This is a genomic window from Parageobacillus sp. NEAU-HV-2 (assembly GCF_059115485.1).
The window spans coordinates 234,623-259,537 of the sequence record NZ_JBXUJJ010000005.1 but is presented as its reverse complement, the minus strand read 5'-3'; the positions used below and the strand labels follow the sequence as shown (position 1 = coordinate 259,537).

The following is a 24,915-nucleotide window of genomic DNA, read 5'->3' as shown; positions in this document are numbered from 1 at the left end:
TCTCCTCTTCTGCACTCAAGTCCCCCAGTTTCCAATGACCCTCCACGGTTGAGCCGTGGGCTTTCACATCAGACTTAAGGGACCGCCTGCGCGCGCTTTACGCCCAATAATTCCGGACAACGCTCGCCCCCTACGTATTACCGCGGCTGCTGGCACGTAGTTAGCCGGGGCTTTCTCGTTAGGTACCGTCACCGTACCGCCCTATTCGAACGGTACTTCTTCTTCCCTAACAACAGAGCTTTACGATCCGAAGACCTTCTTCGCTCACGCGGCGTCGCTCCGTCAGACTTTCGTCCATTGCGGAAGATTCCCTACTGCTGCCTCCCGTAGGAGTCTGGGCCGTGTCTCAGTCCCAGTGTGGCCGGTCACCCTCTCAGGCCGGCTACGCATCGTCGCCTTGGTGAGCCGTTACCTCACCAACTAGCTAATGCGCCGCGGGCCCATCCGTAAGTGACAGCCAAAGCCGCCTTTCAACCAAAGACCATGCGGTCTTCGGTGTTATCCGGTATTAGCTCCGGTTTCCCGGAGTTATCCCGGTCTTACGGGTAGGTTGCCCACGTGTTACTCACCCGTCCGCCGCTAACCAAACAAGAGCAAGCTCTTGTTCGGTCCGCTCGACTTGCATGTATTAGGCACGCCGCCAGCGTTCGTCCTGAGCCAGGATCAAACTCTCCATAGAAAGTTGATTGGCTTATTCCTAAGCTTCAGCACCGACACCACATGGTGTCTTGTCGCCTTCGCTTTTCGTTGTGGACGCTTCGTTTTGTTCAGTTTTCAAGGAACATTTCTTCATCAGAACAGCTTCTTTATGATAACATAGCGCTTTTTTGTTGTCAACTATGTTTTTTATTATCATCACGCTGTTTAGCGATCGAGGTTCGTCGATCGATTAGCGACGCTATTTAATATATCACCTTCTTTTTAAAAATGCAACCCCCTTTTTTAATTTTTTTGTGTTTCCACGAAAGCTTTGTATAAATCATCAACATAACCGCTACAGGACTCTTTTTCATCACTTACACTTACAATTTAATCGAGTAGGTGCTAGAAATCAACCACGCCATCTTCCCGTAAATAACAGAATAATAAAATCACATGCTACATACATATTAAATATACTTATTTTCCCCAGTTTATTCTCGAATAAACAAACCCAGATAATCACTTTCTGAATATAAAATTCACCATATACATTCAATGAAAAACATTTATTTTGAAGGAGGAAAATATGATTCGAATTCAACAATCAGCCGTCGACAGCAATTTATTCGGCCCCTCTTCTCTTTCCAAAAGTCAAGAAAAAATATTTGCAGCGTTATTAAAATCACCGAAAACGTATGTATACGAAAATAAACATCAGCTTTTATTCGAGATCGTCCTTCGCGACCGCATCGTTCATTCTGCTGTGGCGCTCGCTAAAAGCAAAGTAAGATTCGCCACTTTCCGTTTTTCCAAATGCAATGAACAATTTTGGATACGAAATGAATTAGGCGGGTTTCAATTAAGAAAGGAAGTGCTTCCTGCAGATGCAATAAACGACATTTTCGTCAACAGCCATTTGTACGCCTTTGAGTGCGCGACCGCCATCGTTATCGTATTTTACAAGGCAGTGCTGGATGTTATTGATCAGCAGACGTTTAATACGTTATTTTCTAATCTTTTATTATACGATTGGCATGTTGATAAAGATTTAGGAATCAAAACAAAAAAGGGAGAAGATTATCTTCCTGGTGACTGTCTTTATTTTAAAAATCCTGAATTCGATCCGCAAACGCCGCAATGGCAAGGAGAAAATACAATTTATTTAGGCGACGACCTTCATTACGGACATGGAATCGGAATTAAAACGACGGAAGGAATCATCGCCGCTCTGAATAAAAAGAGAAAAAAATCCGCGACCAAATCAGCGTATCTGCTTCCACAAACAACAAGAGTTGATTTTGCTTACTTATCGAAGTTCGCGAGCAATTTAGAACACTATCGTCTTCCAATGAACAATAAATTAATTACAGGGACGATGGGGTCAGCTACTTTCTTGTATTGGTAGCGGCCCTTTTCGATTTTCTCCCCACAAATATATCCCGATTCCTGTTAAAATGAAAATACCTCCGATCCATTGGGATGGCTGAATCATCTCCCCAAGTAAAAAGTAGGCTAATATAGACGCTCCCACTGGTTCAAATAAAATGCTCATCGAAACGGTTGCCGCGCTTACCCATTTTACCGACCAATTCATTAAAGAATGGCCTAGCAGTGTCGGCACAATGGCCAATAAGACAAAGCATAGCCAGTCTATTTTTCTATAGGAAAGCAGTGGAAGACGAAACGCAATTACGTAAAGAAAAAGCACGAAAGAACTAATTCCGTATACAATATATGTATATGTCATCAATGATAGACGTTTGCGCAATTCTTGACCAAATAGCCAATATCCTGTTACCATTGCACATGCTAACAGTGCCAACATATCACCAAATAATGCTTTGCCGCTGACTTGAAAATCGCCCCAGCTGATGATCACGCTTCCGGTGATTGCTAATAGGGCGCTAAACAATGCTCCTGCAGTGAGACGTTCTTTAAAAAACACATATCCGCCAACAAACGCAAATAACGGCTGCAATGTTACAAGTACAACAGAACTGGTTACGGAAGTATAGTTCAGCGACTCAAACCAAAGAATAAAATGAAATGCTAATAAAACTCCAGAGAAGACTGAAAATGCCCAATCGCGACAGGAGATTTCTTTTAATTCGCTAATATATCTGATAAAAAAAGGTGTCATCAATAACACCGTAAAAAAAAGTCGATAAAAGGCGATAACGGAAGCAGGAGCATGCGCCCATTTTACAAGAATAGCAGAAGTAGAAACGGAAAGCGCTCCTACAAATAGGGCTAAATATGGTTTGAACACATTTGATGGCTTCATTATTCATCCCCTTAATCAATGTTTTATCATTATTATACCAATATCGAAACAAAAGAGGTGATTGCCGTGATGTTCGATCCATTTATTAAATTAGGAATATCTGCTGTATTAGGATTAATTATCGGACTGGAAAGGGAATTAAAACGAAAGCCTGTTGGCTTAAAAACTTGCTTAGTTATTTCCATTTCCAGCTGTTTGTTAACGATTGTCTCGATCGAATCTGCCTATGTATTCCCACTAAAAGACCATATTACGATGGATCCGCTCCGTCTTGCCGCGCAAATTGTATCAGGCGTTGGTTTTTTAGGAGCTGGGGTTATTTTACGGCGGGGAAATGATAGTATTACAGGATTAACTACAGCCGCGATCATTTGGGGAGCGGCTGGCATCGGAGTTGCCGTCGGTGCCGGATTTTATTGGGAGTCGGCCTTCGGGGTGGCATTATTAATTGTAAGCGTAGAACTTATTCCTTTTCTCATCAACTTTTTCGGACCGAAACAACTGCGGGAAAAAGAAATTCTATTGCAAATCACCGTGGCAGATACAAAAAATATTGCCGATGTCATCGAAAAAATAAGGCTGCAACACATCGATATTAAGACGATGCGTATTAAAGATTTAGACAACAACCAGCACTTAATTAAATTAAAAGCCGTTATCGATCAAAAGCGGGCTGCCGCCGACGTCTACTATGCGATCCGCAGCGTCGATTCAATCGTCCATATTGATATTGAGAGCGGCTGATCTGTTTCACCTTTTCCAATAAAAAGCCGCATAAAATACTATTGCATTTCCAAAAAAGCATATATATAATTAAAAACGGACAGGAAATAATTGATGAAATGGGGCATTAGCTCAGTTGGGAGAGCGTCGTGCTGGCAGCGCGAAGGTCACCGGTTCGAGCCCGGTATGCTCCATTGAAAAAACCCTTGCGTGGCAAGGGTTTTTTCTTTTACTCGTATACTAATTCTAATCTCTTCTGTCATTTCTTCTTCTTAACCCTAACAGTCCTGCTAGACCAAATAAACCAATCCATCCCCAATCTGTATCGTCATCATCATCGTTATCAACAGCATCTGTATTTTGAGCCATGTGAGTTATTTGGTTTGTGTTGTTATTGATGTCAATGCTGTTATTTTGAGCGTAAACAGCTATCCCAAAAAGCATCAATGTAACTGATAGAGCACAAAGTGAATGGAGAATTTTTTTTAACACGGTTTTCGCCTCCTTTTAATAATTGTTAACTTTAATGTGTCCAATAAAAAGAACAATTATTCTGTAGATATAAAGGAGTCATTATATTCAACAAAGGAGAAATCAATCGCACTCACAAGGCACAGATCGTTCTACAAAAAAAGGGAAAGCAGTTATTATCAAATGGATTAAGGCAGAGATTGGTGATTACTTTGTTATTCCACTAACGGGGAGCGATAGTTCAATAAGACATACAAAAACACCGGTTTATGTCGGTCTTTTTTCCGTGGTTTAAAAATCAACATTGAAATATAACAGGGCCAATCATAAAAAAGTAAAAGCTTGCGGCATCGCAAGCTTTTAGATTAACAATCCGAACCTTTCACATTGAGCGGCGGTGGAACTAGCCAACCTTTTTCTTTGTTCATTCTAAGCAATTTAGCACCATATTGCGCTTTTTTCATGTGAAATTGACCATACATTAAAGCAATATCTTCCCTGATGCACTGCCCCATAATTGTACTACATGCCACTAAACCGGCTGCAATATCTTTACCAAGCATTGCAGCAATTTCCGGGTCAGTAAATCTCGCACCTGCAGGAATATCTTCCAAACACGCTTTTGGCCGTTCTGGCGGTGATGGCGGAAGTGCTATTCCATTTTCTTTTAACAAGTTTTCTGTTTCTTGTATTTCCGGTTTTAGAACGTTTTCGATGCTATCCTGGATAAAACTTTTTAAATCCTCATCACCTGCATGGTTGAGTAATGTTTGATATCCGGCTAATAATCCTTTAGCTGTCAGTAAATACGACCATACACCAAATACTTCTCCGTAGTGCATCGGTTCTTCTTTTGGATTACCGCTTAAAATTCCCATAATAACCCTCCTAACAAAATTCATTTATCACCTTTTCTGTAGATAATATGGATTAATCGAAATACAATTATGCAAAGAAAAGTAAAGTTTCTAATTATTAATTAACCAAGGAGTCCAGGCGAAAATCATTGCCGAACGGCTCGGCCATTCCGACATTCGAGTAACGATGGACATATTATGGACATGCCCTTCAGAAAGCAGATCATGAATCCGTGAATAAACTCGATCATTTATTTACAAATACGCCGTCACAGATAAAATAATTGTTGGGGAGTTGTTGACAAATTGTTGACGAAGTCCGTCAACAACTACCCTAAATCACCCTATTTTATCCGAAAGCAATATGGTAAAATCCTTGTGGCAACGGGTTTTTTCCTAATTGGCTATTTTGCATCCTACCGCGCACGTTGGACTGGCAGCGCGAAGGTCACCGGTTCGAGCCCGGTATGCTCCATTGGAAAAACCCTTGCATGGCAAGGGTTTTCTTTTTTAGCAAAAAAGGATCCTATTATAAAAATTGCGCGTTGACTCATATTGAAGGAGGAAAAATAGATGAGAAAGTTAGCAAGTTTGCTGGCAGCAGTCTTATTCACTCTCTTTTTTTCAACCAGCAGCTTCGCCCATCCAGGTACGCTGGACGAACTAGGCGGACATTTCCGCAATTCAGACTGCATGTACTTGCTGCATGAACCGACAGCACTTGCGATGCAGGCCAAAAATAAAGCAGAGCTTGTCCAATTGATCAAAAAATACAATAGCAATGCCAAGTGCACCCGACAGCTGACGGCGGACAAAATTGACCTAGAAGGACATACGCTGGGCGGAAACTCTGCAACGAAATCAAATTCGTCCGCCACATTGCAATTAGGAAAAAAATATCCAGCAACATTAGTGGAGTGCATTGATGGAGATACAGCAAAGTTTATCGTCAACGGCCGCGAATATACAACCCGCTTTCTATTCATCGATACCCCAGAAAGCACGATCGAAGTCGAGCCGTATGGAAAAGAAGCAAGCCGATTTACTTGTTCCCGCTTAAAACAGGGAAGCATTACATTGGAAACTGACGGCAGCACGCTGTTTGATAAGTATCATCGTTTGCTCGCTTGGGTGTGGGTAGGAAACAAATTGCTGCAAGAAGAAGTGACCAAAGCAGGACTGGTCGAAGATTTTTACGATTACGGAGATTATAAATACGAAGGTCGAGTCCGCGCCGCCATGGCGGAGGCGAAACGAAGCGGCGCGGGAATGCATGGCCATTCATCCGCGAAAAAACCTGATTCTTCCCGTCAACAACAAACGGCGGAAGAGAAAACACCCGCGCCAAACTCACCGGCACAAGAAAATGCAGCGCAGCACGATGACCAGCAAAAGCAGCGCGATGCAAAGGCCGATGAAACAAATTCATTTCTTTACTTGCTTATTGGCGCAGCCGCGATTATCATCATTTACGCTTTCACCCGCAAATAATATGATGCGGCTATATGCAACGGCCGCACCCAACAAACAAAAGGAGCTAACGACTAGCTCCTTTTGTTTCAATAACGGCGGACCGGAATCTGTTACTGCTTCGGCAGCAACTCTTCAATCAAAGATTGTTCAGATGATGGCGCCGCTGTGGAGAAAGATGCGCCGTTTAGCCGCTTAAAACCATATTTCTCTAACCGCTGTATTTGCTCTTCCGACAGGTCATTATAGGCAATCACCGAAGGCGTGCCGGACGATTTGTAAATTAAATTGCCTGTTACCGGACATTGAAACGCGTCCGCAACAAACCCTTCACCATCTTGAATCGTAAATAAACGAACCGGCATGACGTTCATATACTTCCCTCTTTCTGCTGGTATCTGTTATTATGACTGTCCTATTTTTCGCATTCTATACAATTCTTTTTCCGACGATAATCAAATCGCGCTCGATGCCATCCAATTCCGCGACCCGCGGAAGGCGGCCCCATGTTTCAAAGCCGAAGCGCGAGAACAGGCGCAAGCTCGGTTCATTATGGGCAAAAATAAAGCCTAACAACGTTTTAATATCGAAATTTGGCGCTTCCTCCACTGCTTTTTGAAGCAGTTGCTTACCGATTCCTTTCCCGCGATATGCTTCAGAAATATAAATGCTGATTTCTGCTGTATGACGATAGGCCGGCCGTCCATAAAACGATTGAAAACTGAGCCAAGCGCACACACGACCGTCCTGTTCCATTACCCATAGCGGACGTGTATGCGGGTTATGGGCCAAAAACCACGCCTCCCTGCTTTCTACCGACACCGGTTCGAGATCCGCGGTAACCATTCTGGTTGGAATCGTTTCATTATATATTTGCACGATTGCAGGCAAGTCTTCTTTTTTCGCATCCCTAATCATCGCATCTCCACCTTTTTCAATGTGCATTTCGTTTACCGAAAACAGGTTCAGAGGGAATATAATCATACATATTAACGAGAGAGAAGAGCAGCTATAAACCGGACTCGTTTACCTCGTCTCATCGGCCGCGTTTCCTGGTCCATTACGCAAACGATGTACACCTCTATTTTACCAAAAATGACGGACGATTTTGATACTTCTGCTGTTTTATGTGTTTACTACCGCAATTGGCGTCTACAATTTCTTCCGCTATATCAAAATGGCATTCAGCAGCGTGTTATTCTCGTTAGGCGGATATAGACTCATATACGGATTTGCCGATGCCATCCTTCTTGCCTGTTCCCCCTATTGACAATGCGTGTGATGCGTCTAGGTAAACAAGCGTCTTCATAAACGAAAGGAACTGCTTCGATGTAGAAGCAGTCCCTTTTTCTTATCTCCATGTTATGGGAATCCCGTGATCATACAAACGCAAAAAAGTGGAAAAATGAACGACAAACTCCGTAAACGAACATGCTTCGTCTGCCGGAAACTCGTAGTTCTCAAAAAACGCCTCCAGCACCTCTTCGTCTACTTCCTCCAATAGACGCGATGACAAGAGCGGATAATGAATTTCCTCCCACCAGCGCTCATATCCGTAATCGGCAAACATTGCCTTTATCTGCCCGTCCGTCACTTTGCACGCTCCTTCCCTCATTTTTCGCCTATACCAGTATCGTTTTTTCCAAAAGACACAAACAAAAAACGCCGAAAACACGGCGTTTTTCCTGATTACTCATCGTTCTTCACTTAATTCGGCTACCGGCACGTCGCGCTGCTCATGAAGGCGACCATCACGCAAATGGACCGTAGCCATTTGCTTTTCCTCATCATAACCGTCAATCCAGACAGATACGCCATTATAATAGACAGGAATATCCGCCGGAGAAGAAACAATTTGTTTGACACGATTCATATCCATAAAGCCATTTCTCTCCTTTCTCGTATTCATCATGTAGTATGAAAGCGAAAAGGAATTTTTATGCAAAAAAAGGAGCAAAACGGTCAACACTAACTTTGTAAAACAATGGACCAAATGGAGGAAACCGATGAAAAACTGGGATATACTCACATCGTATTTGCGCCTTCCTATCTTTATGCGATTGCTGTTGGTGGGAAGTGCGCTGCTAATTCTTTTTGGCCTGCTTATTCATCTCGTCGAACCATCCACCTTCCATAACGTATTCGATGGCATATGGTGGGCGATTGTCACCGCGGCAACGATCGGCTACGGCGATATCGTCCCGAAAACGACGGCAGGGAAACTCGTCGCCATTCTGTTTATTTTGTTAGGAACAGGGGTGATTACGACGTATTTCGCATCCGTATCCGCAGCCACCGTAGCAAAAGAAACGGCTTTATTGAACGGTCAGCTGAGCTATAGAAAAAAGGGACATGTGATCATCGTCGGTTGGAATGAGCGGGCGCGCGAAGTGCTGGCACAATTAACGAAATCCCATCCATCTTTTCGCTGCGTGCTCATTGATGCGACATTAAACGCGCTGCCGATTTCCTATAAAAATGTCCATTTTATCAAAGGAAACGCCAGCTACGATGACGTTTTGCAGAAAGCAAACGTCACTGAAGCGCAAATGGTTTTGATTACCGCTGACCAGCATAAAAACGAAGCAGAGGCGGACAAAGACTCCATTTTAACACTTCTGGCCGTCAAAAGCTTAAACCCTTCCATCTATGCCATTGTCGAAATATTAACCGAACAGCACGTCAACAACGCACGGCGGGCCGGCGCTGACGAAGTGATTCAAACCAACTTGCTGTCCAGCTTCACAATGGCAAACAGCCTTCAGTCGCCAGGCATGTCCAAAGCGATCGAAATACTGCTCTGTCAGCTTCACGACAGAAAACTGCGGCTGATCCATGCCGAAGAATGGTGCATCGGCAAAACGTTTTCCGAGAGCAGCCAGTTGCTATTGGAAAAGCAGATGGTGCTAATCGGTGTCATGAGAGGGGAAGAAGGACATATGAATCCTTCTCCGCAATTCATGATTGAAAAAGGCGACCGCCTGTTTGTGCTGAGTCCTTAGTCAAGCAAGCGGCGTTCCAACTCTTGCACAAGCACTTTCCCGACGCTAATATATTTTTTCGGAAATGTCGCATCCGGATCTTGCGGCTCGGAAAATTGATTAAAAGCGGCGCCTATGTTACCACCATCGGCATGGTCGTCTAAGCCGCTTTGATATTGATGGGACAATAAAAACGGCCTGCCGATCTCCACCGTCGTTCCATGCGAATCGAGCTGTCCGTCCACTGCTTTAAACGGAACACGCAAAAATTGGTATCCGGCTTCATCGTCAATTTTATAGTCAAAATAACCATGATCATAATCCCAATTGCCGCCAATCGTATAACCGAGCGGTTTTAATTGCTCTTCTAGCTTATACAGTTGAAAGGTTTTTCCTTCTAAACGCGATGGAATTTCAATCATGTCAAACAAGCCTCCTTTTTCCTTTATGATTTCCTATTTGGCGATCATTTAAATAAAATTCATTCTACTATTCACATTGGAAAATATTTGTATTTTTTTACTCATCCCTTTAGAAAAATATTGTTCCCCCATTTTCAATGTCGTCGACCTCCAATCGTGCAAAAAGTGCGGGAGATCGACGACACTCTTTTTTCTCCATCTTCCTTACAGCCATCAATCTTCCTTTATATTCGCAAAATTTTCTAAACAGTGTATACTAGATGTAGCCATTTCAGAAAAATGTTGATATATCAATGTTTTTTGGGGGTTGTATCTTAACTATGAGGAATTGAAGCCTTTTCTCGTCCCCCTCCTGTGACTTTTTTGCATTGTCTTTTGCCGTCGTATCCGGAGGTTTCGCATGTATATTTTTGCAGCAGTTGGCAATGTTTATTTTGCCTCCCATGACTCTTGTGGAAAAAACATCTTCCGAAATAAATTTGATTTCCTTACACGATCCTCTTTTTCCAAAAGAAAAGTATTACTCCTTTGCCATAATGCTCTTAAAAAATTCTAAAATATATAAAAAATAAGGACTTCCTATCGGCATCTCCTCCTAAAGGAAGTCCTTGTTCATATATCACGCTATAGATTGAAAGAAACGGTCAGGCCATTCCATTTTAGGATGAAAATTGTAGAGCAAGCATTCTGTAAATATTACGGCGTTTACCCATCTAGTTTTGTACATAAGCGGCTTTTTATTCAGCCATTCCAATGGGTCTACCTCGACTGAAAAATTGGTATATTCCTCAAAAGTGCCTTCAAACCCTTTGGGCCAAAATCTCTTTAAAGGGTGGGAAGGTACACGGCCTCCGTTTTTCACATGTTCATAAGTTTCTTTGAGCCAATGAGGCAATGTAACGCCTGTTAGCGGCTCTTTCATGCTTTCCCATCCACAAAGAAGCGAACCATGCTTTCCCCATTCAATTCTAATAATGGCTCTCTGCTGATTGCTATGTGCTTCTTTCACAGCATCCTCTGATTTGAGGACACGGGAGTGGAACCAGCACATAACATTGGTCACGACTTCTGTTTTCGGATCATATTCGATCCAAATCTCTTCATGATCACATGGTTCATAATCATCAGGAAAATCATAGTCATCTTCCCAAAATAGATGATAGCCGATTATAGGCTTAGTCGGATGATGTACTGCAACAACGTCTTTTAGCGGAAAACATTCTTTTGGATTCATCAGCAGTATTGGACAAAATTTTTGAATCAGCCGCTCTTCCATTTCAGTAAGCGGGAGTAGCGGATCCATCTCCAATACTTTACGGTACTGTTCTCCTGCTTTGCGCACATGACCATCTAAATGTAAGAACTCTGCCAGCTGTGACACATAGCTCACATTATTAGGATCCGCCTTGATTAAAAACTCCAGCTGAGAAATCGCCAATTGATAAAAATCAGTACCAGAAATCCTTTCCCCCTTAACTAACTCTGTGATTTCCCCATTTCTTTTCTTCCATTCATACAAAAACGTATCTATCAAATGAATGCCCCCCTAAAATTCCTTAGCTATTTGCTGATCCCTTAACTCCACTAGTCTTCTTACTTCATTGCTGGTAATGGAATGGACGTCCATCCCTAAAAACTTTTCCATTGCATGAGAATCGTCGATCGTCCATACTAAAACGGGAAGACAGCGAAACATAGCATAATCGATTAATTCTTCCCGGCATAAGTGATAATTGATGTTTATTCCACAACACGAGGCAGTAATAGCATCCTGGCACGTTTCCTTAATAAACGACTCATAATCCCCATTATAAGTTTCATACAAGCTCACGCTTGCATTTAACAAAACTTGATACGGACGGTGACGTTTCTTCAAATGAAGCGCTCTTTCCTTTTCGCAGCCGGTTATGATGGTATAATCCCTCATATTATGCTTTTCAACCGTTTCAATCATTGGATCGATAGCTCTGTCTTCTTTCACGTCCAGATTAATGACCCGGTGATATTCTTTGACAATCGGCAACACTTCCTCCAGCCGAATGATCTCGTCATACTTGGCCAGATGATTCAGTTCCTCAAATAATAAATCCTGAACCCGCCTCATTCCGCTTGGAGTCATGATTTCTTCATCGTGCAAAAGAACAACAACTCCATCCTTTGTAGACCGAACATCCACTTCAATGATATCTGCTCCCGCCTTTAATCCTGCCAATACAGAATGAATGGAATTGGGCGGTGTATTCATGCAGCCGGTATGAGCAGTAATTAACGGCTTTTTCAAAATTATCACACCCGTTTTTTCATAGGTTTATTGTTTTCATCAACTCATCGTGGATTTTTCCGTTGGAAGCGATAAGTGAATCATGAAAAAGTTGGTAATTATTTCCATCTTTATCCGTGACCTGTCCCCCGGCTTCTGTCAGAATCAAAATCCCTGCAGCTGTATCCCACGGATTGAGACCTTCATGCCAGAATCCAGTAATCTTTCCTGATGCAACTAAACATAAATCCAAGCTTGCTGCACCGAACATGCGAATGTTGCGGCTCTTCCCTGCTAACTTATCGATTTGCTGAATGACACGAGATCCTGATTTAAAATCACTAGCCTGAAACCCTGTTGCTACAACTGCTTCAGCCAATGTTGCCTCTTCTCCAACTCGGATAGGGCGTCCGTTCAAATAAGCACCAAATGACTTTCTTGCCGTATAAAGATCGCCAGTTATCGGATTGAATACAACACCAATTATAGGTTTTCCGTCCTTTACGACTCCAAGCGAAACGGAGAAATGAGGAATGTCGTGAATGAAATTGGTCGTGCCATCAATCGGATCGATGATCCAGCCATAACCCGAATCATGATTTTTCAACACTTCATACGCATTGTCCTGACCACAATCCTCCTCCGATAAAATCCAATGGTCAGAATAATCTTCTTGGATTTTTCCCCGCAGAAAATCCTCACTCAACTTATCAACCTCTGTCACAAGGTCGAAAACATTCTTTTTTTGCTCAATTTTCCCTTTGTCCCCTAAGCGGCACTTGATCAATCGACCGGCTTGTAATGCATATTCAATCGCTGCGTTATACAAAACTTGCTCCAAATCCTGTGTCATTTTTATTGCCATTTTTCTTTCATCCTTCACTCCTAACTATGAGACGAATTCCTTGACTTGTCCTTGATTCGCACATTCTTTTTTCAAACTTCTTCCCGTCGCTGCATCAAACAAATGAATAGCAGAAATGTCGACTGATATTTCAATTTCACGGCCATATTCCATTCTAGTGTTTGGTTCAACAAAAAAGCGAACCTGTTCATTGCCGACTTTTACATTAACTATTTGCGAATAACCAATAGGCTCAACCATATTTACCACACCTTTGAGGCGAATATTCCCGCTGTCTCCTAATTTTAAATCGTGAGGACGAATTCCAACATTTACGTCTGTCTCTCCTCCATGAAAATTGAGGAACTCGCGATCTAATTCAATGGTCATGTTTCGTAAATGAAGCTGGTTGTTCGATAGTTTTCCTTTCAGAAAGTTCATCGGAGGCGTTCCGATAAACTGAGCGACAAAATAGTCTTTCGGATACTTATATAATTCCATCGGCGTACTGTACTGAATGATTTTTCCCTCTTTCATGACCGCTATACGGTCAGCCATCGTCATCGCTTCTTCTTGATCATGGGTAACCATAATAGTTGTGATGCCCAATTCTTTTTGGATGCGGGAAATTTCCTCTCTCATTTCAATTTTTAATCTGGCATCAAGATTGGACATTGGCTCATCTAATAACAGTACCTTTGTTTTTTTCACGATGGCACGCGCCAAAGCAACACGTTGCTGCTGACCTCCAGATAATTCGCTCGGTTTTCGACCTAATAAATGCCCAAGCTGCACCATTTCAGCCGCCTGTTTCGCCCGCTTTATCCGTTCTTCTTTTGAAACTTTCTGTTGTTTCAATGGAAATGCGATATTATCTAAAACCGTCATATGCGGATATAAGGCATAACTTTGGAATACCATGCCGATATTTCGATCCTTTGGCTCTAAATCATTGACACGCTGGCCGTCAAAATAAATTTCGCCGCTGTCTGGCTTATAAATTCCAGCAATCATAAGCATCGTTGTAGACTTTCCGCAGCCGCTCGGTCCAAGGAGAGCAACAAACTCCCCGTCTTCAATCGTCAAGTTCAAGTTATCAATCGTATTCGTTTTCTTATTGAACGATTTACAAATATTTTTTAACTCGATTTTCATACGCTCTTCCCTCCTCCAGCACTTACCTGCATCAATGATTTTTGCGTAAAAATGAAAAACAGTAAGACCGGCAACATATAAAATAGCGATACAGCACTTAATAGCCCGTAATTAACCAAATTTGGATCACTGATTAATCTTTGGAGATAAGAAGACAAAGTGACATTTTCATCACTTAAAATAAACGTGTATAAAAGCAAAAATTCAGACCAACCAGATAAAAACGAGAAGATGCTAATTGCCGCAATTCCAGGCTTAATCAACGGAAGCACAATGGTAAACCAAACCTTCAAACGGCTGCATCCGTCAATCAGTCCAGCCCACTCTACATCCCATGGCACATCATCAAAAAATCCTTTTACAATCCACGCTGTCATAGGAATTTGCAGGGCTGTTTTCACTAATACAACCCCAAAAAGGGAATCAAACAACCCCATAAAATTCAAAATATAATACACCGCAATAAGCAGAGCGACACTCGGAAAAGCATGCAATAGCAACGTAGTCTTCATTAACGCCTGACGTCCTGGGAATTCGATCCGAGCTAAAGCATATCCAGCCATGACGCCGATGATGACTTCCAAGATGGTAAGAGTTCCTGAAAAAACGAAGGAATTCCAGGTTGCCTTCCAGATACTTGGGAGCGTGCTTCCTCCATGCTCCACGTTCGACCATAAAAACCGCCAGTTTTCTAATGTGAAATGAACAGGGATAAAACCGTATTTCATTTGTTCAGAAAAAGACCTTAACAAAAGCCACAAATACATTAAAATAACTGGAAGCGTAGTCAACCCCAAAACACCATAAGCAATAATGTAAGGAATGCGCTTTTTCCATTTGGAGACAGGTTTGAGTACACGTTCTGTTTCCACACGGTAACTGGTTGCTTCCATTTCAACAGCTCCCTTCTTACTCGATTCTTGAAGAACCCATCATTTTTTTCATTCCAAACAATTTCCACATGATAAACGAAAAGATCAATGCGATCAAAACAAGAACAAGAGAAATAGCGGAACCATAGCCAAATTCGAAATTCCGAAAAGCTTTATGATACGAATACAAAGCTAGTACTTCGCTTTCAAATAAAGGACCTCCGTTTGTAAGCAAGAGAATATATTCATAGGATGTAAGCAAAGACAAAAACTGCCATAGTGTTACAAACATTAGCGGCCAACGCACAGCCGGGATAATAATATCTTTAATGATCGACCATTGAGAAGCTCCATCTACGTTTGCGGCGTAGAACAAATCTTTCGGTATGGACTTAATAGCCGATGAAAAAATAATCATCCCAAACGAAGCTCCAATTAATCCATTTGCTAAAATAACAGCGGTCATCGGGTGAGTTGTCAGCCATTCCTTAGGCGGCATATGAAAAAGAGCTCGCAAACTATTTAACACTCCATATTCACTTGGATCAAAAAACCATAACCAAAGAAGCACATACACGACTGGCGGGGAAATTCGCGGCAGCATCCAAATCGTCCGAAAAAACAGGCCGACGGATTCTTTTTGAATAAAGTAGGTTGTCAAAATGCCCAAAGCCAGACCAAAAAACACATTAATCAATAATGTGAAACCGACGTAAATGATGGTGTTTTTCACAATCAACAAGATATTCGGATCGGTCACAAGCTTTTGAAAGTTCGCCAATCCGTTAAAATACCACCTCATGGCAGAATCCATGCTGGTAAACGCCAATATGGCTATTAATATAACAGGGAGAAAAAAGAAAAGGGAGATAAGAATAATGAACGGTCCAAGCATAATGGCAGGTAACTTCCACTTTTTTAAAACAGATCCCACTTTTCTAACCTCCTTTAAAGATGATACCTGGCAGGAATGCGCCAGGTATCATCCGCTTTTTTATTCTACAATTTTTAATTGATCGCCAAGGTCATTTTTCAACTGTACCTCTAAATCTTTCAATGCTTCTTTCGGCGTTTTCTTTCCAAGCTCTACTGCTTGAATGGCATCAAATACTGCTTTGGAATACTTAGGGAATCCTTCATGGTTCGGAAGGAATGTCGTATATTCAAGCATGTATGTCACATTCCCCAATGTTGCATTTGCTTTAAAGTCCGGATGTTCTGCAGCACTTTTTGTGACAGGAAGATGGAACGTCTTTACGTCATGCTCCGCTTGAAGTGCAGGATCAGCCACAAGTTCCAACAAACGTTTCACTAATTTAGGATGTTCTGTTTGCGATGAAACGGTATATACGAATGGGTGAGAAAGAGTAATTGGTTTTCCGCCTTTTTCTGCTGCAGGAATAAGCATCATACCAAAGTGCTCATTGACCCATTTTTCATTCACTTTACCCAATTTTTCGTGGAAATTGTCTTGACCCCAGTTAAATACGTTCCAAATGCCGCCGTAGTAGAACAATGCCTTCCCGTTTACTACGGCCTTGTGAATACTGCTCCATTCCATTTGAGTAAGATTATCCGGTATTAATTTTTTCTGTGCGATTTCATAGTAATAGTTCAACTGTTTTTCAACGGCTTTTTTATCTAATACAATTTTATTTTCTTTAGGATCATATAATTTTCCGCCAAAATTGTAAACCATTACATGGAAATCAGGACCATCTACCGGACGGTGAATAATGCCAAATTGCACTAATCCCTTTGCTTTCGCTTCTTCAGCTAATTTCGTCATATCATCCAGTGTAAATTCGCCGTTCTTTACTTTTTCCGGAAGATTATTAATTTGCTCTTCGCTCCAACCAAGCTTTCTCAAAACATCCTTATTGTAGAAAACAGGACGTGCTTCCGTATCTTGCAAAGCACCCCAAATATGACCCTTATATGTTACAGAATCCCATAAAGTTGGAAATACATCAGAATATTCCTTAGATTTTTTCAGTTCATCTAAAGGAAGTATGTAATTTCCATCCGCCAACCAACCAATGTTTTCATGCCCTGTCGCATAAATATCAGGCTCTTTTTTGGCCTTGAAAGCCAACATAAATTGTTTGGCATATTCTTCCCAACTTCCTTCAAATAAGTTTGTTTTAACTTTTACTCGAATATCTTTTCCTTGTTCTTTTAATTCCTCATTTAGTTTTTCAGCCGCTTTTTTCAGATTTTCAACTCGAGTTATTTCTGGTGCAGCTGTTTGAGCTTCAATCGTTATCACTTTAGGATTATCCCCATTTGATTCACTTCCAGCGGTCTGATCGGTCTTTCCACAACCAGAGAGAATTCCCATTCCGAGAATGAATGTAGATAAGACACTTGCTGTAATTTTTTTCATCTTTTTTCACCTCGCATTGTTATTAATAGGAAAATTCCTATTTAAAGTAGGGGAGTTGAGTATAAATCTATTACCTGTGTGGGAACGTTCCTACGCTTAACATAACAGTCATTAATATTTACTCTAGATCTAGAATGTAAGGTTAATCTGGGAACGTTCCCATCTAACAGAAGATATCCATTTTTCATTAAACTAGCTTGTCCCCCTTTACGCTTTAAATTATAAAGAGAAAATATTAAGCCTCTTTTATCAAAATGCTAAAATACTGCAAAAATATTTTAAGATGAATTAACGATTATTATATCAACACAAAAAATTCCCCTTACCGAACTTTATGGTCATGATCAATACAAAACCAAAAAGTTCACGCCGGGGAATAACAATAACTAAGCTTGAAAAGCGATATGTTACCTAGCGAACAATTCCTTATCCCTTTTTCTAATTTCAGTCTTGATTTACTTGTGGAAAGGTCCATTGGTCGATTCCCTTATAACGAGTTTCGGCTCATATTCGATCTTTAGCGGCTGTACATTCTCTTTTTTTATTAATTGATCCAATAAAACAACCGCATCCTCTCCCATTTTGACCTTATCAATATGAACCGTAGTCAACGATGGATGGAACATTTTCGAATAATCGATATCATCAAAACCTGCAACAGCTATATCATTAGGTATTTCCAGCCCTTTTTCCAATAGAAACTTCATCGCACCCAGAGCCAGCATATCATTCGTGGCAAAAAGAGCGGTTGGCTTTCTAGCTAGGAAGCGATCCCAAATATCAGACAGCCCTTTATAGCCGTCATCGAAAGTTGATGTAGGTGAAAAATAAATATCACTCATCGTAATTTCTCTGCCAAGCTCCCTAATACGCTGGCTAAAACCCTTAAACCGCAAGTTATGACTGCGATGATCCTGCGGCCCGGCAATCACGAAGATTCTCCGATGGCCTAATTGATACAAATGGTCGGCAACAAGACTTCCGCCTTTTCTATCATGATTGACAATCCGAATCACATCATCCTTTTCAATTGTTCCATTCACAATCACATAAGGAACGTTAAACTTGTCGATATAACCAACTACTTCTTGATTGAGTCTGCTAATTAGAATAAGCCCGTCCACTCGTTTTTCCAGCATAAAATCTGCCGATTTTAAAGACACTTCCTTATCCGTTGTGACAAACACGGAATAGTGAAGGCTTTTCGCTTTCATAAGAATGGCATCGAGGATTTTTCCATAGAAGGGGTGGGAAGCAATCGGATAATGCTGCCGGTAGATAATGACCCCAATATTGTTAGTCCGTTGAGAAACCATGGCTCTTGCTACTGCGTTCGGTTTGTACTGCAGCTCCTCAATTGCTTTTAATACCTTCTCCCGTGCTTCCTGGCTTGCAAATCCTTTCCCCGAGATCACCCGCGAAACCGTTGACTTGGAAACTCCAGCCCGTGAAGCAATGTCTAAAATGGTGTAACTCAACGAAACAGCCCTCCATATTTGGATTATATTTATTTGCGATGGCGTTACAAATTTAATGCATCACTCAACGTGTTACATGTAAGTGTACAGAGTTGCGCATGCAATATTGTGTCTACCCTTAGATTTGTCTGGTTACTTTAATGTTCATTGATGCGTGGGTTATGCAGTTTGCATTATATTTTAATTTTATAATAAAACAGATTTCTTTATATCAATGTTACACTTTTATTAAGATATTGTTAATCGGTCAATCATAGAAAGTTTTGTTGGGTTGTAACAACTTCTCCTATATAACGGAAACATTTTTTCCTTCCAATCGTGAAGGAATTGTAATCATCATAAATAACCTTCTTTGTCGCCTATGTTTTCCGATTGGCGATCATTCAATTCATCTTGGGAATAGATAGCGTTTTATTTTGCTTATCCCTTCAGAAAAATAATGTTTCCATTTTTCAATGCCGTCGAACTGCAATCATGAAAAAATAGACGTAAACGATTCGATCCTCTACACTCCTCTTTTCAATTTCCCTTGCGTTCGAAAAAAGAATGATTCTTTTTCGAACATTTATTAATGTGCGTTAGAGAAGGAAGATCATGCATGAAAAACACTTACTTAATGACACTGCATATTCTTATTCCAATGAGAAATGTTAATACATAAAAAAAGGGCTCTCCAAAAAAGGAAAGCCCTTCTTATTATTTTAACCGCTTTTCAAGCTCCGCTTTTTTCTCTTCGTATCCCGGCTTGCCTAAAAGAGCAAACATATTGACCTTATAAGCTTCCACCCCAGGCTGGTCAAATGGGTTAACGCCTAATAAATAGCCGCTCATCGCGCACGCTTTTTCAAAGAAATAGACGAGATAGCCGAATGTATATTCATCTAATTTCGGCAGGGTGATCACTAAATTTGGCACGCCGCCATCCGTATGGGCGAGAAGTGTTCCTTCAAACGCTTTGGTGTTCACAAAATCGACCGTTTTTCCTGCCAAATAGTTCAGCCCGTCCAAATCGCTTTCCTCTGCTTCAATAACGAGCTCATGGCGCGGCATTTCCACTTTCAGCACCGTTTCAAACAAATCGCGGCGCCCTTCTTGAATATATTGCCCTAAGGAATGAAGGTCGGTCGAGAAGTTTGCCGAAGCCGGGAAAATTCCTTTTTGGTCTTTTCCTTCGCTTTCGCCAAACAGCTGTTTCCACCATTCCGCGAAATATTGCAATGCTGGCTCATAGTTGACCAACAGCTCGATCGTTTTTCCTTTGTTGTACAGAATGTTGCGGATGGCCGCATATTGGTACGCCGCGTTTTCTTCCAGTTCCGAACTGCTGAAGTCTTCGCGCGCTTGCGCTGCCCCTTTCATCATTTCCTCAATATTTGCGCCGCTGACGGCAATCGGAAGCAGTCCTACCGCTGTCAATACCGAGTAGCGACCGCCGACGTCATCTGGAATGACAAACGTTTCATATCCTTCTTCCGTCGCCAATGTTCTTAGCGCGCCACGCGCCCGGTCCGTCGTCGCATAAATTCGTTTGCGCGCTTCTTCTTTGCCGTATTTTTCCTCCAACAGCTTGCGGAAAATGCGGAAGGCAATTGCAGGCTCTGTCGTCGTGCCCGATTTGGAAATGACATTAATCGAGAAATCTTTTCCTTCTAACAAGTCGATGACATCTTTCATATAAGTCGAGCTAATGTTATTGCCGACGAAAATAATTTGCGGCGTTTTCCGTTTATCTTTTGGCAGTGCATTATAAAATGAATGGTGAAGCATTTCAATCGCAGCGCGCGCTCCTAAATACGAGCCGCCGATACCGATCACCAGCAGCACGTCGGAATCAGCTTGGATTTTCGCCGCTGCTTTTTGAATGCGGGCAAATTCTTCTTTGTCATAGTCAACAGGCAAATCGAGCCATCCTAAAAAATCGCTGCCTGTTCCTGTTTTTTCATGGAGGGAATGATGTGCCACTTTCACTGCATCACGCAAATAGGTAAGCTCATGTTCGCCAAAAAACGCCAAAGCTTTTGAATAGTCAAAGCGAATATGTGTCATATGTTCGATCCTCCAAACCAAAATGTTTTTACCTTATTTCACTTTAACGAAACAATAAAAAGGAATCAAGTCGTTGCCCCTCTATGTAAACGGATTCATTTTTAACATTGTATGAATAAAAAAGAGGCAGCCGTCGCTGCCTCTTTCCTGCATTATAGCGATGCGCGCAAAATGGCGAGCACATCATCGCGATTTAATTTTTTGAACTTGCCAAATTCGCCAAACGCCATCGCTTTGTCCGCCATTAATTCAAGATTTTCTTCGCCGATGCCGTAATCGGCAAGCCGCGATGGCGCGCCAAGGCTCGACCAAAACTCGCGCAGTTTTTCAATGCCTTCTAGCGCTACCTCTCGTTCCGATTTTCCTTCCGGATTGACGTCAAACACGCGCACCGCTAGTTGGGCAAAACGGCTGACATTTTCATCAAGCACATGCTTCATCCAGTTCGGGAACAGTATCGCCAGACCGCCGGCATGCGGGATGTCGTATACGGCCGATACAGCGTGTTCGATATTATGCGTCGCCCAGTCGCCGCGGACGCCCATTTGCAAAAAGCCATTTAACGCAATCGTTCCGCTGTATAAAATCGTCTCGCGCAATTCGTAGTTTTGCAAGTCATTCACAAGCTTTGGCGCCGCTTCCATCACTGTTTTTAATACGGCTTCGCACATCCGGTCCTGAAGCGGGGTGTTTGGCGTATGATGGAAATATTGTTCAAACACGTGCGACATCATATCGACAATTCCATAGACGGTATGGTCTTTCGGCACCGTGAGCGTATACGTTGGGTCGAGGATCGAAAATTGCGGGAACGTCACCGGGCTGCCCCAGCCATATTTTTCTTTTGTCTCCCAGTTCGTGATTACGGAGCCGGAGTTCATTTCCGAACCGGTTGCGGCCAGCGTCAATACGGTTCCAAACGGAAGCGCTTCCGTCACCGTCGCTTTCTTCGTAATGAAATCCCACGGATCGCCGTCATATTTCGCGCCGGCGGCAATCGCTTTCGTACAGTCGATGACACTGCCGCCGCCGACCGCAAGCAAAAACTCAATGCCTTCTTTTTTGCAAATGTCAACGCCTTTTTTTACCGTCGATAAGCGTGGATTTGGCTCGACTCCCGGAAGCTCTGTCACTTCTACGTTCAGCTCATTCAATAAGTTCATTACTTCATCGTACAGTCCGTTTCGTTTAATACTGCCGCCGCCATAAACAAGCAATACTTTTTTTCCATAGCGCGGCAGTTCTTTTTTCAGCTGCTCAATTTGCCCTTTTCCGAAAATTAATTTCGTAGGGTTTTGAAAAGTAAAATTTTGCATATGTATTCATCCCCCTTTTTGTCTCTATTATGGACAGTATGCTCCCCACTTGTAAAGCGATTTACTTTTTTTCGCAAATGATGCATATTTTTCGTCAATGTTATGCATTCTATAAGCGAATGACGGAAAATGTGAAGGAGGAATAGATGGATGAGTGTACTTCAGCGTATTGCACTATTACTTACGATTATCGGTGCCATTAACTGGGGATTAATCGGTTTCTTCCAATTTGATTTAGTAGCAGCGATTTTTGGCGGGCAAGATGCCACATTGTCGCGAATTATCTATGGAATCATCGGCATTGCCGGACTGATCAACCTTGCGCTTCTATTCAAGCCTGCCGAAGAACTGGGACGAACAGAACCAAAAACGTCTCGCACATAAGACATAAAGTAAAACACTCACCTAGAAAAACGGTGGGTGTTTTACTTTAGCAAATCTTCTTTTTTTGATTGCTCGATCCACTCTTGCAGCTTTTCTTTTAACGTATTAAATCCTGGGTTTAACGACATTTTCACTTTCACGTGACGTTTTTCTTTTTTGTTTCGATTTTCTAATGCCTTCATTGATAGGCTGGCCCGTTTCGTTTGCGGATCGACCGACAATACTTTTACCGTTACTTCATCACCGACACGGACATAATCCCTAACATCTTTTACAAACTCATGGGAAATTTCCGAAATGTGAACAAGTCCTTGCATTCCTCCGTCCAATTCAACAAAAACACCATATGGCTGAATGCCCGTAACCTTTCCTTTCAAAATATCTCCTGCTTCTATCGTTGACAAACAAAACACTCCTATTTTTTAATTTCGTATGTGTTTTTGTATTATAACATAAATTTTTGACGAATCCCAAAAAAATATGTTCTGCCATCCCGCAACGGAACAGCAGAACATGGAAACTACAACCGCTCTAAAAAACGTTTCATCCGTTTGATCGCTTCCTGCAATTGCTCAAGGGAAGACGCATAAGAACAGCGGATATATCCTTCCCCGCTTGCGCCAAACACATTGCCCGGAACGACCGCCACTTTTTCTTCGATCAATAATTTTTCGGCAAATTGTTCCGATGTCAAGCCGGTAGATTGAATCGATGGAAACGCGTAAAACGCGCCGCCGGGCATGTGGCAGTGAAGGCCGATTTCATTTAGCGATTGAACAAAATAATTGCGGCGCTGCCGGTAGCTTTTTCTCATATATTCGACATCTTGCTCGCCGTTGCGCAATGCCTCCAGCGCGCCGTATTGCGCCATCGTCGGCGCACACATCATCGCATACTGGTGAATCTTTAACATCGCCTGCAAAATTTCCTTCGGCGCGGCGGCGAACCCGAGCCGCCATCCGGTCATCGCAAACCCTTTGGAAAAGCCGGAAATTAAAATCGTCTGCTCCCACATGCCGTCGACAGCGGCGACGCTTGTATATGTACCGTCATACGTGAGTTCCGCATAAATTTCATCGGCAACGACAAGCAAATCATATTTTTTGACGATGTGCGCAATGGCTTCCAGCTCCTCTTTTTGCAGCACCGTTCCCGTCGGGTTGTTTGGCGAACAGATGATGAGCGCTTTTGTACGCTCGGTAATGACTTGCTCGATTTGTTCCGGCCGCAGTTTAAAATGGTCATCGCCATGCGTTTCTACTAAAACCGGCGTCCCTCCGGCGAGCGTCACAAGCGGTTCGTATGCGACAAAGCTAGGTTCGACGACAATCACTTCATCGCCGGGATTGATAATCGCCCGCATGGCCAAATCCAGCGCTTGGCTGGCGCCGACCGTTACTAAAATTTCTGTTTCCGGATTGTATTCGACATGAAATTTGCGCATTAAATAAGCGGCAATTTCTTGGCGAAGCTCCAGCAAACCGGCGTTTGCCGTGTAGGACGTATATCCTTGTTCAAGCGACAAAATACTTGCTTCCCGGATGTTCCAGGAGGTGACAAAATCCGGTTCGCCTACGCCGAGGGAAATCACTCCTTCCATGCTGGAGGCCAAATCAAAAAAGCGGCGAATTCCCGATGGTTTTAGGCGGGCAACCGTTTCCGACACGTAAGACTTTTTCATTTGCTGTTTCATGGCGACACCACGATGCGGCGATCTTGATCTCCTTGGTCAAATACGGTGCCGTCATGTTTATATTTTTTCAAAATAAAATGGGTCGTCGTAGAAATCACCGAGTCAAGCGTCGATAATTTTTCGGAAACGAATTGCGCCACTTCGGACATCGAACGCCCTTCAATGACTACGGATAAGTCATAAGCCCCCGACATTAAATAAACAGATTTTACTTCCGGAAAACGGTAAATGCGCTCTGCCACTTCATCAAATCCAACTCCGCGCTTTGGCGTCACTTTCACATCAATCATCGCCGTGACTCCTTCATGCCCGTCGACTTTCCGCCAATCAACAAGCGCGGCATATTGAACAATCACCTTTGTTTCCTCGAGCTTTTTCACAATCGCCTCTGTTTCTTCGACCGTCAACTCCACCATTTTCGCTAGTGTTTCCATTGGAATACGCGCGTCTTTTTCTAATATTTCGACAATTTCAACCTCTTTTTCACTTAGTTTCATGTAGATCCCCCCAATAACTATTTTCGCATACATTCGCTCCGTTTGCATGAAAAAATGATTAAAACTAAAATAAACAGCAAGAGGTGAAGAAGGATGGACACGCCCCAAGCAAACGGACAAACAATCCAGCTAAA

At 42.4% G+C, this 24,915-nt stretch carries 26 protein-coding genes, 1 tRNA gene, 1 rRNA gene and 1 pseudogene; 7 read left to right on the top strand and 22 right to left on the bottom strand.

The window, feature by feature from the left end:
- Positions 1-679: ribosomal RNA gene (locus AC1WMD_RS10995) — 16S ribosomal RNA — on the bottom strand; the annotation flags it as partial.
- A gap of 549 nt (positions 680-1,228) precedes the next feature.
- On the opposite strand from AC1WMD_RS10995, the gene AC1WMD_RS10990 reads away from it, so the two are divergent.
- Positions 1,229-2,047 carry a protein-glutamine gamma-glutamyltransferase gene (locus AC1WMD_RS10990; RefSeq protein ID WP_494257197.1) on the top strand — a complete coding sequence of 273 codons (819 nt, stop codon included), beginning with the start codon at positions 1,229-1,231 and terminating at the stop codon, positions 2,045-2,047.
- Here AC1WMD_RS10990 and AC1WMD_RS10985 read toward each other — a convergent pair.
- On the bottom strand, positions 2,024-2,926 hold the full coding sequence (locus AC1WMD_RS10985; RefSeq protein WP_043905880.1) for a DMT family transporter: 903 nt from the start codon (positions 2,924-2,926) through the stop codon (positions 2,024-2,026). The two genes, AC1WMD_RS10990 and AC1WMD_RS10985, sit on opposite strands and share 24 nt — an antisense overlap.
- Positions 2,927-2,992: 66 nt before the next feature.
- On the opposite strand from AC1WMD_RS10985, the gene AC1WMD_RS10980 reads away from it, so the two are divergent.
- Together AC1WMD_RS10980 and AC1WMD_RS10975 are read left to right on the top strand one after the other, a co-directional pair.
- Positions 2,993-3,670, top strand: coding sequence for an MgtC/SapB family protein (locus AC1WMD_RS10980; protein WP_186003878.1), 678 nt, complete (start codon positions 2,993-2,995; stop codon positions 3,668-3,670).
- Between the two features lie 100 nt (positions 3,671-3,770).
- Positions 3,771-3,843: transfer RNA gene (locus AC1WMD_RS10975), tRNA-Ala, on the top strand.
- A 52-nt stretch (positions 3,844-3,895) separates the two neighbouring features.
- On the opposite strand, the gene AC1WMD_RS10970 is transcribed toward AC1WMD_RS10975, so the two are convergent.
- On the bottom strand, positions 3,896-4,141 hold the full coding sequence (locus AC1WMD_RS10970; RefSeq protein ID WP_494257196.1) for a WGxxGxxG family protein: 246 nt from the start codon (positions 4,139-4,141) through the stop codon (positions 3,896-3,898).
- A 344-nt stretch (positions 4,142-4,485) separates the two neighbouring features.
- Entirely contained in the window at positions 4,486-4,998 is a 513-nt protein-coding gene (locus AC1WMD_RS10965) for a DUF3231 family protein (protein WP_494257194.1), read from the bottom strand.
- Positions 4,999-5,092: 94 nt separating this feature from the next.
- Here AC1WMD_RS10965 and AC1WMD_RS10960 point away from each other — a divergent pair.
- Positions 5,093-5,261: pseudogene (locus AC1WMD_RS10960) on the top strand (site-specific integrase); the annotation flags it as partial.
- A gap of 289 nt (positions 5,262-5,550) precedes the next feature.
- The gene (locus tag AC1WMD_RS10955; RefSeq protein WP_043905882.1) at positions 5,551-6,468 is read left to right on the top strand and encodes a thermonuclease family protein; all 918 of its coding nucleotides are present in this window, start codon (positions 5,551-5,553) and stop codon (positions 6,466-6,468) included.
- 92 nt (positions 6,469-6,560) lie between these two features.
- Here the strand turns inward: AC1WMD_RS10955 and AC1WMD_RS10950 are convergent, their stop codons facing one another.
- The 4 genes from AC1WMD_RS10950 to AC1WMD_RS10935 form a co-directional block, all read right to left on the bottom strand.
- Entirely contained in the window at positions 6,561-6,821 is a 261-nt protein-coding gene (locus AC1WMD_RS10950) for a hypothetical protein (RefSeq protein WP_494257193.1), read from the bottom strand.
- A 55-nt stretch (positions 6,822-6,876) separates the two neighbouring features.
- Positions 6,877-7,365 carry a GNAT family N-acetyltransferase gene (locus AC1WMD_RS10945; RefSeq protein WP_494257192.1) on the bottom strand — a complete coding sequence of 163 codons (489 nt, stop codon included), beginning with the start codon at positions 7,363-7,365 and terminating at the stop codon, positions 6,877-6,879.
- A gap of 433 nt (positions 7,366-7,798) precedes the next feature.
- Positions 7,799-8,041, bottom strand: coding sequence for a hypothetical protein (locus tag AC1WMD_RS10940; RefSeq protein ID WP_043905885.1), 243 nt, complete (start codon positions 8,039-8,041; stop codon positions 7,799-7,801).
- A 99-nt stretch (positions 8,042-8,140) separates the two neighbouring features.
- Positions 8,141-8,326: an H-type small acid-soluble spore protein gene (locus AC1WMD_RS10935; protein ID WP_043905886.1), complete on the bottom strand. Its 186-nt coding sequence runs from the start codon at positions 8,324-8,326 to the stop codon at positions 8,141-8,143.
- A gap of 127 nt (positions 8,327-8,453) precedes the next feature.
- Between AC1WMD_RS10935 and AC1WMD_RS10930 the strand changes: the two genes are divergently transcribed.
- Positions 8,454-9,449: a potassium channel family protein gene (locus AC1WMD_RS10930; protein WP_494257191.1), complete on the top strand. Its 996-nt coding sequence runs from the start codon at positions 8,454-8,456 to the stop codon at positions 9,447-9,449.
- Here AC1WMD_RS10930 and AC1WMD_RS10925 read toward each other — a convergent pair.
- The 11 genes from AC1WMD_RS10925 to AC1WMD_RS10875 form a co-directional block, all read right to left on the bottom strand.
- Positions 9,446-9,850 carry a YugN-like family protein gene (locus tag AC1WMD_RS10925; RefSeq protein ID WP_494257190.1) on the bottom strand — a complete coding sequence of 135 codons (405 nt, stop codon included), beginning with the start codon at positions 9,848-9,850 and terminating at the stop codon, positions 9,446-9,448. The genes AC1WMD_RS10930 and AC1WMD_RS10925 overlap by 4 nt on opposite strands.
- Before the next feature lie 619 nt (positions 9,851-10,469).
- The gene (locus AC1WMD_RS10920) at positions 10,470-11,384 is read right to left on the bottom strand and encodes a tetratricopeptide repeat protein (protein ID WP_494257189.1); all 915 of its coding nucleotides are present in this window, start codon (positions 11,382-11,384) and stop codon (positions 10,470-10,472) included.
- A gap of 12 nt (positions 11,385-11,396) precedes the next feature.
- Positions 11,397-12,131 (bottom strand): glycerophosphodiester phosphodiesterase, encoded by a 735-nt coding sequence (locus tag AC1WMD_RS10915; protein ID WP_494257187.1) that lies wholly within the window; start codon positions 12,129-12,131, stop codon positions 11,397-11,399.
- 19 nt (positions 12,132-12,150) lie between these two features.
- Positions 12,151-12,975 carry an inositol monophosphatase family protein gene (locus AC1WMD_RS10910; RefSeq protein WP_494257185.1) on the bottom strand — a complete coding sequence of 275 codons (825 nt, stop codon included), beginning with the start codon at positions 12,973-12,975 and terminating at the stop codon, positions 12,151-12,153.
- A 24-nt stretch (positions 12,976-12,999) separates the two neighbouring features.
- On the bottom strand, positions 13,000-14,109 hold the full coding sequence (locus AC1WMD_RS10905; RefSeq protein ID WP_494257184.1) for an ABC transporter ATP-binding protein: 1,110 nt from the start codon (positions 14,107-14,109) through the stop codon (positions 13,000-13,002).
- Positions 14,106-15,002 (bottom strand): carbohydrate ABC transporter permease, encoded by an 897-nt coding sequence (locus AC1WMD_RS10900; protein ID WP_494257182.1) that lies wholly within the window; start codon positions 15,000-15,002, stop codon positions 14,106-14,108. The genes AC1WMD_RS10905 and AC1WMD_RS10900 overlap by 4 nt, the downstream gene beginning before the upstream one ends.
- 16 nt (positions 15,003-15,018) lie before the next feature.
- Positions 15,019-15,915, bottom strand: coding sequence for a carbohydrate ABC transporter permease (locus tag AC1WMD_RS10895; protein WP_494257181.1), 897 nt, complete (start codon positions 15,913-15,915; stop codon positions 15,019-15,021).
- Between the two features lie 60 nt (positions 15,916-15,975).
- Positions 15,976-17,367 carry a sugar ABC transporter substrate-binding protein gene (locus AC1WMD_RS10890; protein WP_494257179.1) on the bottom strand — a complete coding sequence of 464 codons (1,392 nt, stop codon included), beginning with the start codon at positions 17,365-17,367 and terminating at the stop codon, positions 15,976-15,978.
- Between the two features lie 455 nt (positions 17,368-17,822).
- Positions 17,823-18,845 (bottom strand): LacI family DNA-binding transcriptional regulator, encoded by a 1,023-nt coding sequence (locus AC1WMD_RS10885; protein WP_494257177.1) that lies wholly within the window; start codon positions 18,843-18,845, stop codon positions 17,823-17,825.
- Between the two features lie 696 nt (positions 18,846-19,541).
- Positions 19,542-20,891, bottom strand: a complete 1,350-nt coding sequence (locus AC1WMD_RS10880) for a glucose-6-phosphate isomerase (RefSeq protein WP_494257176.1) — start codon at positions 20,889-20,891, stop codon at positions 19,542-19,544.
- A 152-nt stretch (positions 20,892-21,043) separates the two neighbouring features.
- Positions 21,044-22,207 (bottom strand): iron-containing alcohol dehydrogenase, encoded by a 1,164-nt coding sequence (locus tag AC1WMD_RS10875; protein ID WP_494257175.1) that lies wholly within the window; start codon positions 22,205-22,207, stop codon positions 21,044-21,046.
- Positions 22,208-22,357: 150 nt separating this feature from the next.
- Here AC1WMD_RS10875 and AC1WMD_RS10870 point away from each other — a divergent pair, with 150 nt between their 5' ends.
- Positions 22,358-22,591 carry a DUF378 domain-containing protein gene (locus AC1WMD_RS10870; protein ID WP_043905889.1) on the top strand — a complete coding sequence of 78 codons (234 nt, stop codon included), beginning with the start codon at positions 22,358-22,360 and terminating at the stop codon, positions 22,589-22,591.
- A gap of 41 nt (positions 22,592-22,632) precedes the next feature.
- Here the strand turns inward: AC1WMD_RS10870 and yugI are convergent, their stop codons facing one another.
- From yugI to AC1WMD_RS10855, 3 genes are all read right to left on the bottom strand, one after another.
- The gene (yugI, locus tag AC1WMD_RS10865; RefSeq protein WP_043905890.1) at positions 22,633-22,995 is read right to left on the bottom strand and encodes a S1 domain-containing post-transcriptional regulator GSP13; all 363 of its coding nucleotides are present in this window, start codon (positions 22,993-22,995) and stop codon (positions 22,633-22,635) included.
- 116 nt (positions 22,996-23,111) lie between these two features.
- Entirely contained in the window at positions 23,112-24,284 is a 1,173-nt protein-coding gene (locus AC1WMD_RS10860) for an aminotransferase (RefSeq protein WP_043905891.1), read from the bottom strand.
- Positions 24,281-24,781: an Lrp/AsnC family transcriptional regulator gene (locus AC1WMD_RS10855; protein WP_043905892.1), complete on the bottom strand. Its 501-nt coding sequence runs from the start codon at positions 24,779-24,781 to the stop codon at positions 24,281-24,283. Before AC1WMD_RS10855 ends, AC1WMD_RS10860 begins: the two co-directional genes overlap by 4 nt.
- Positions 24,782-24,915: the final 134 nt, after the last annotated feature.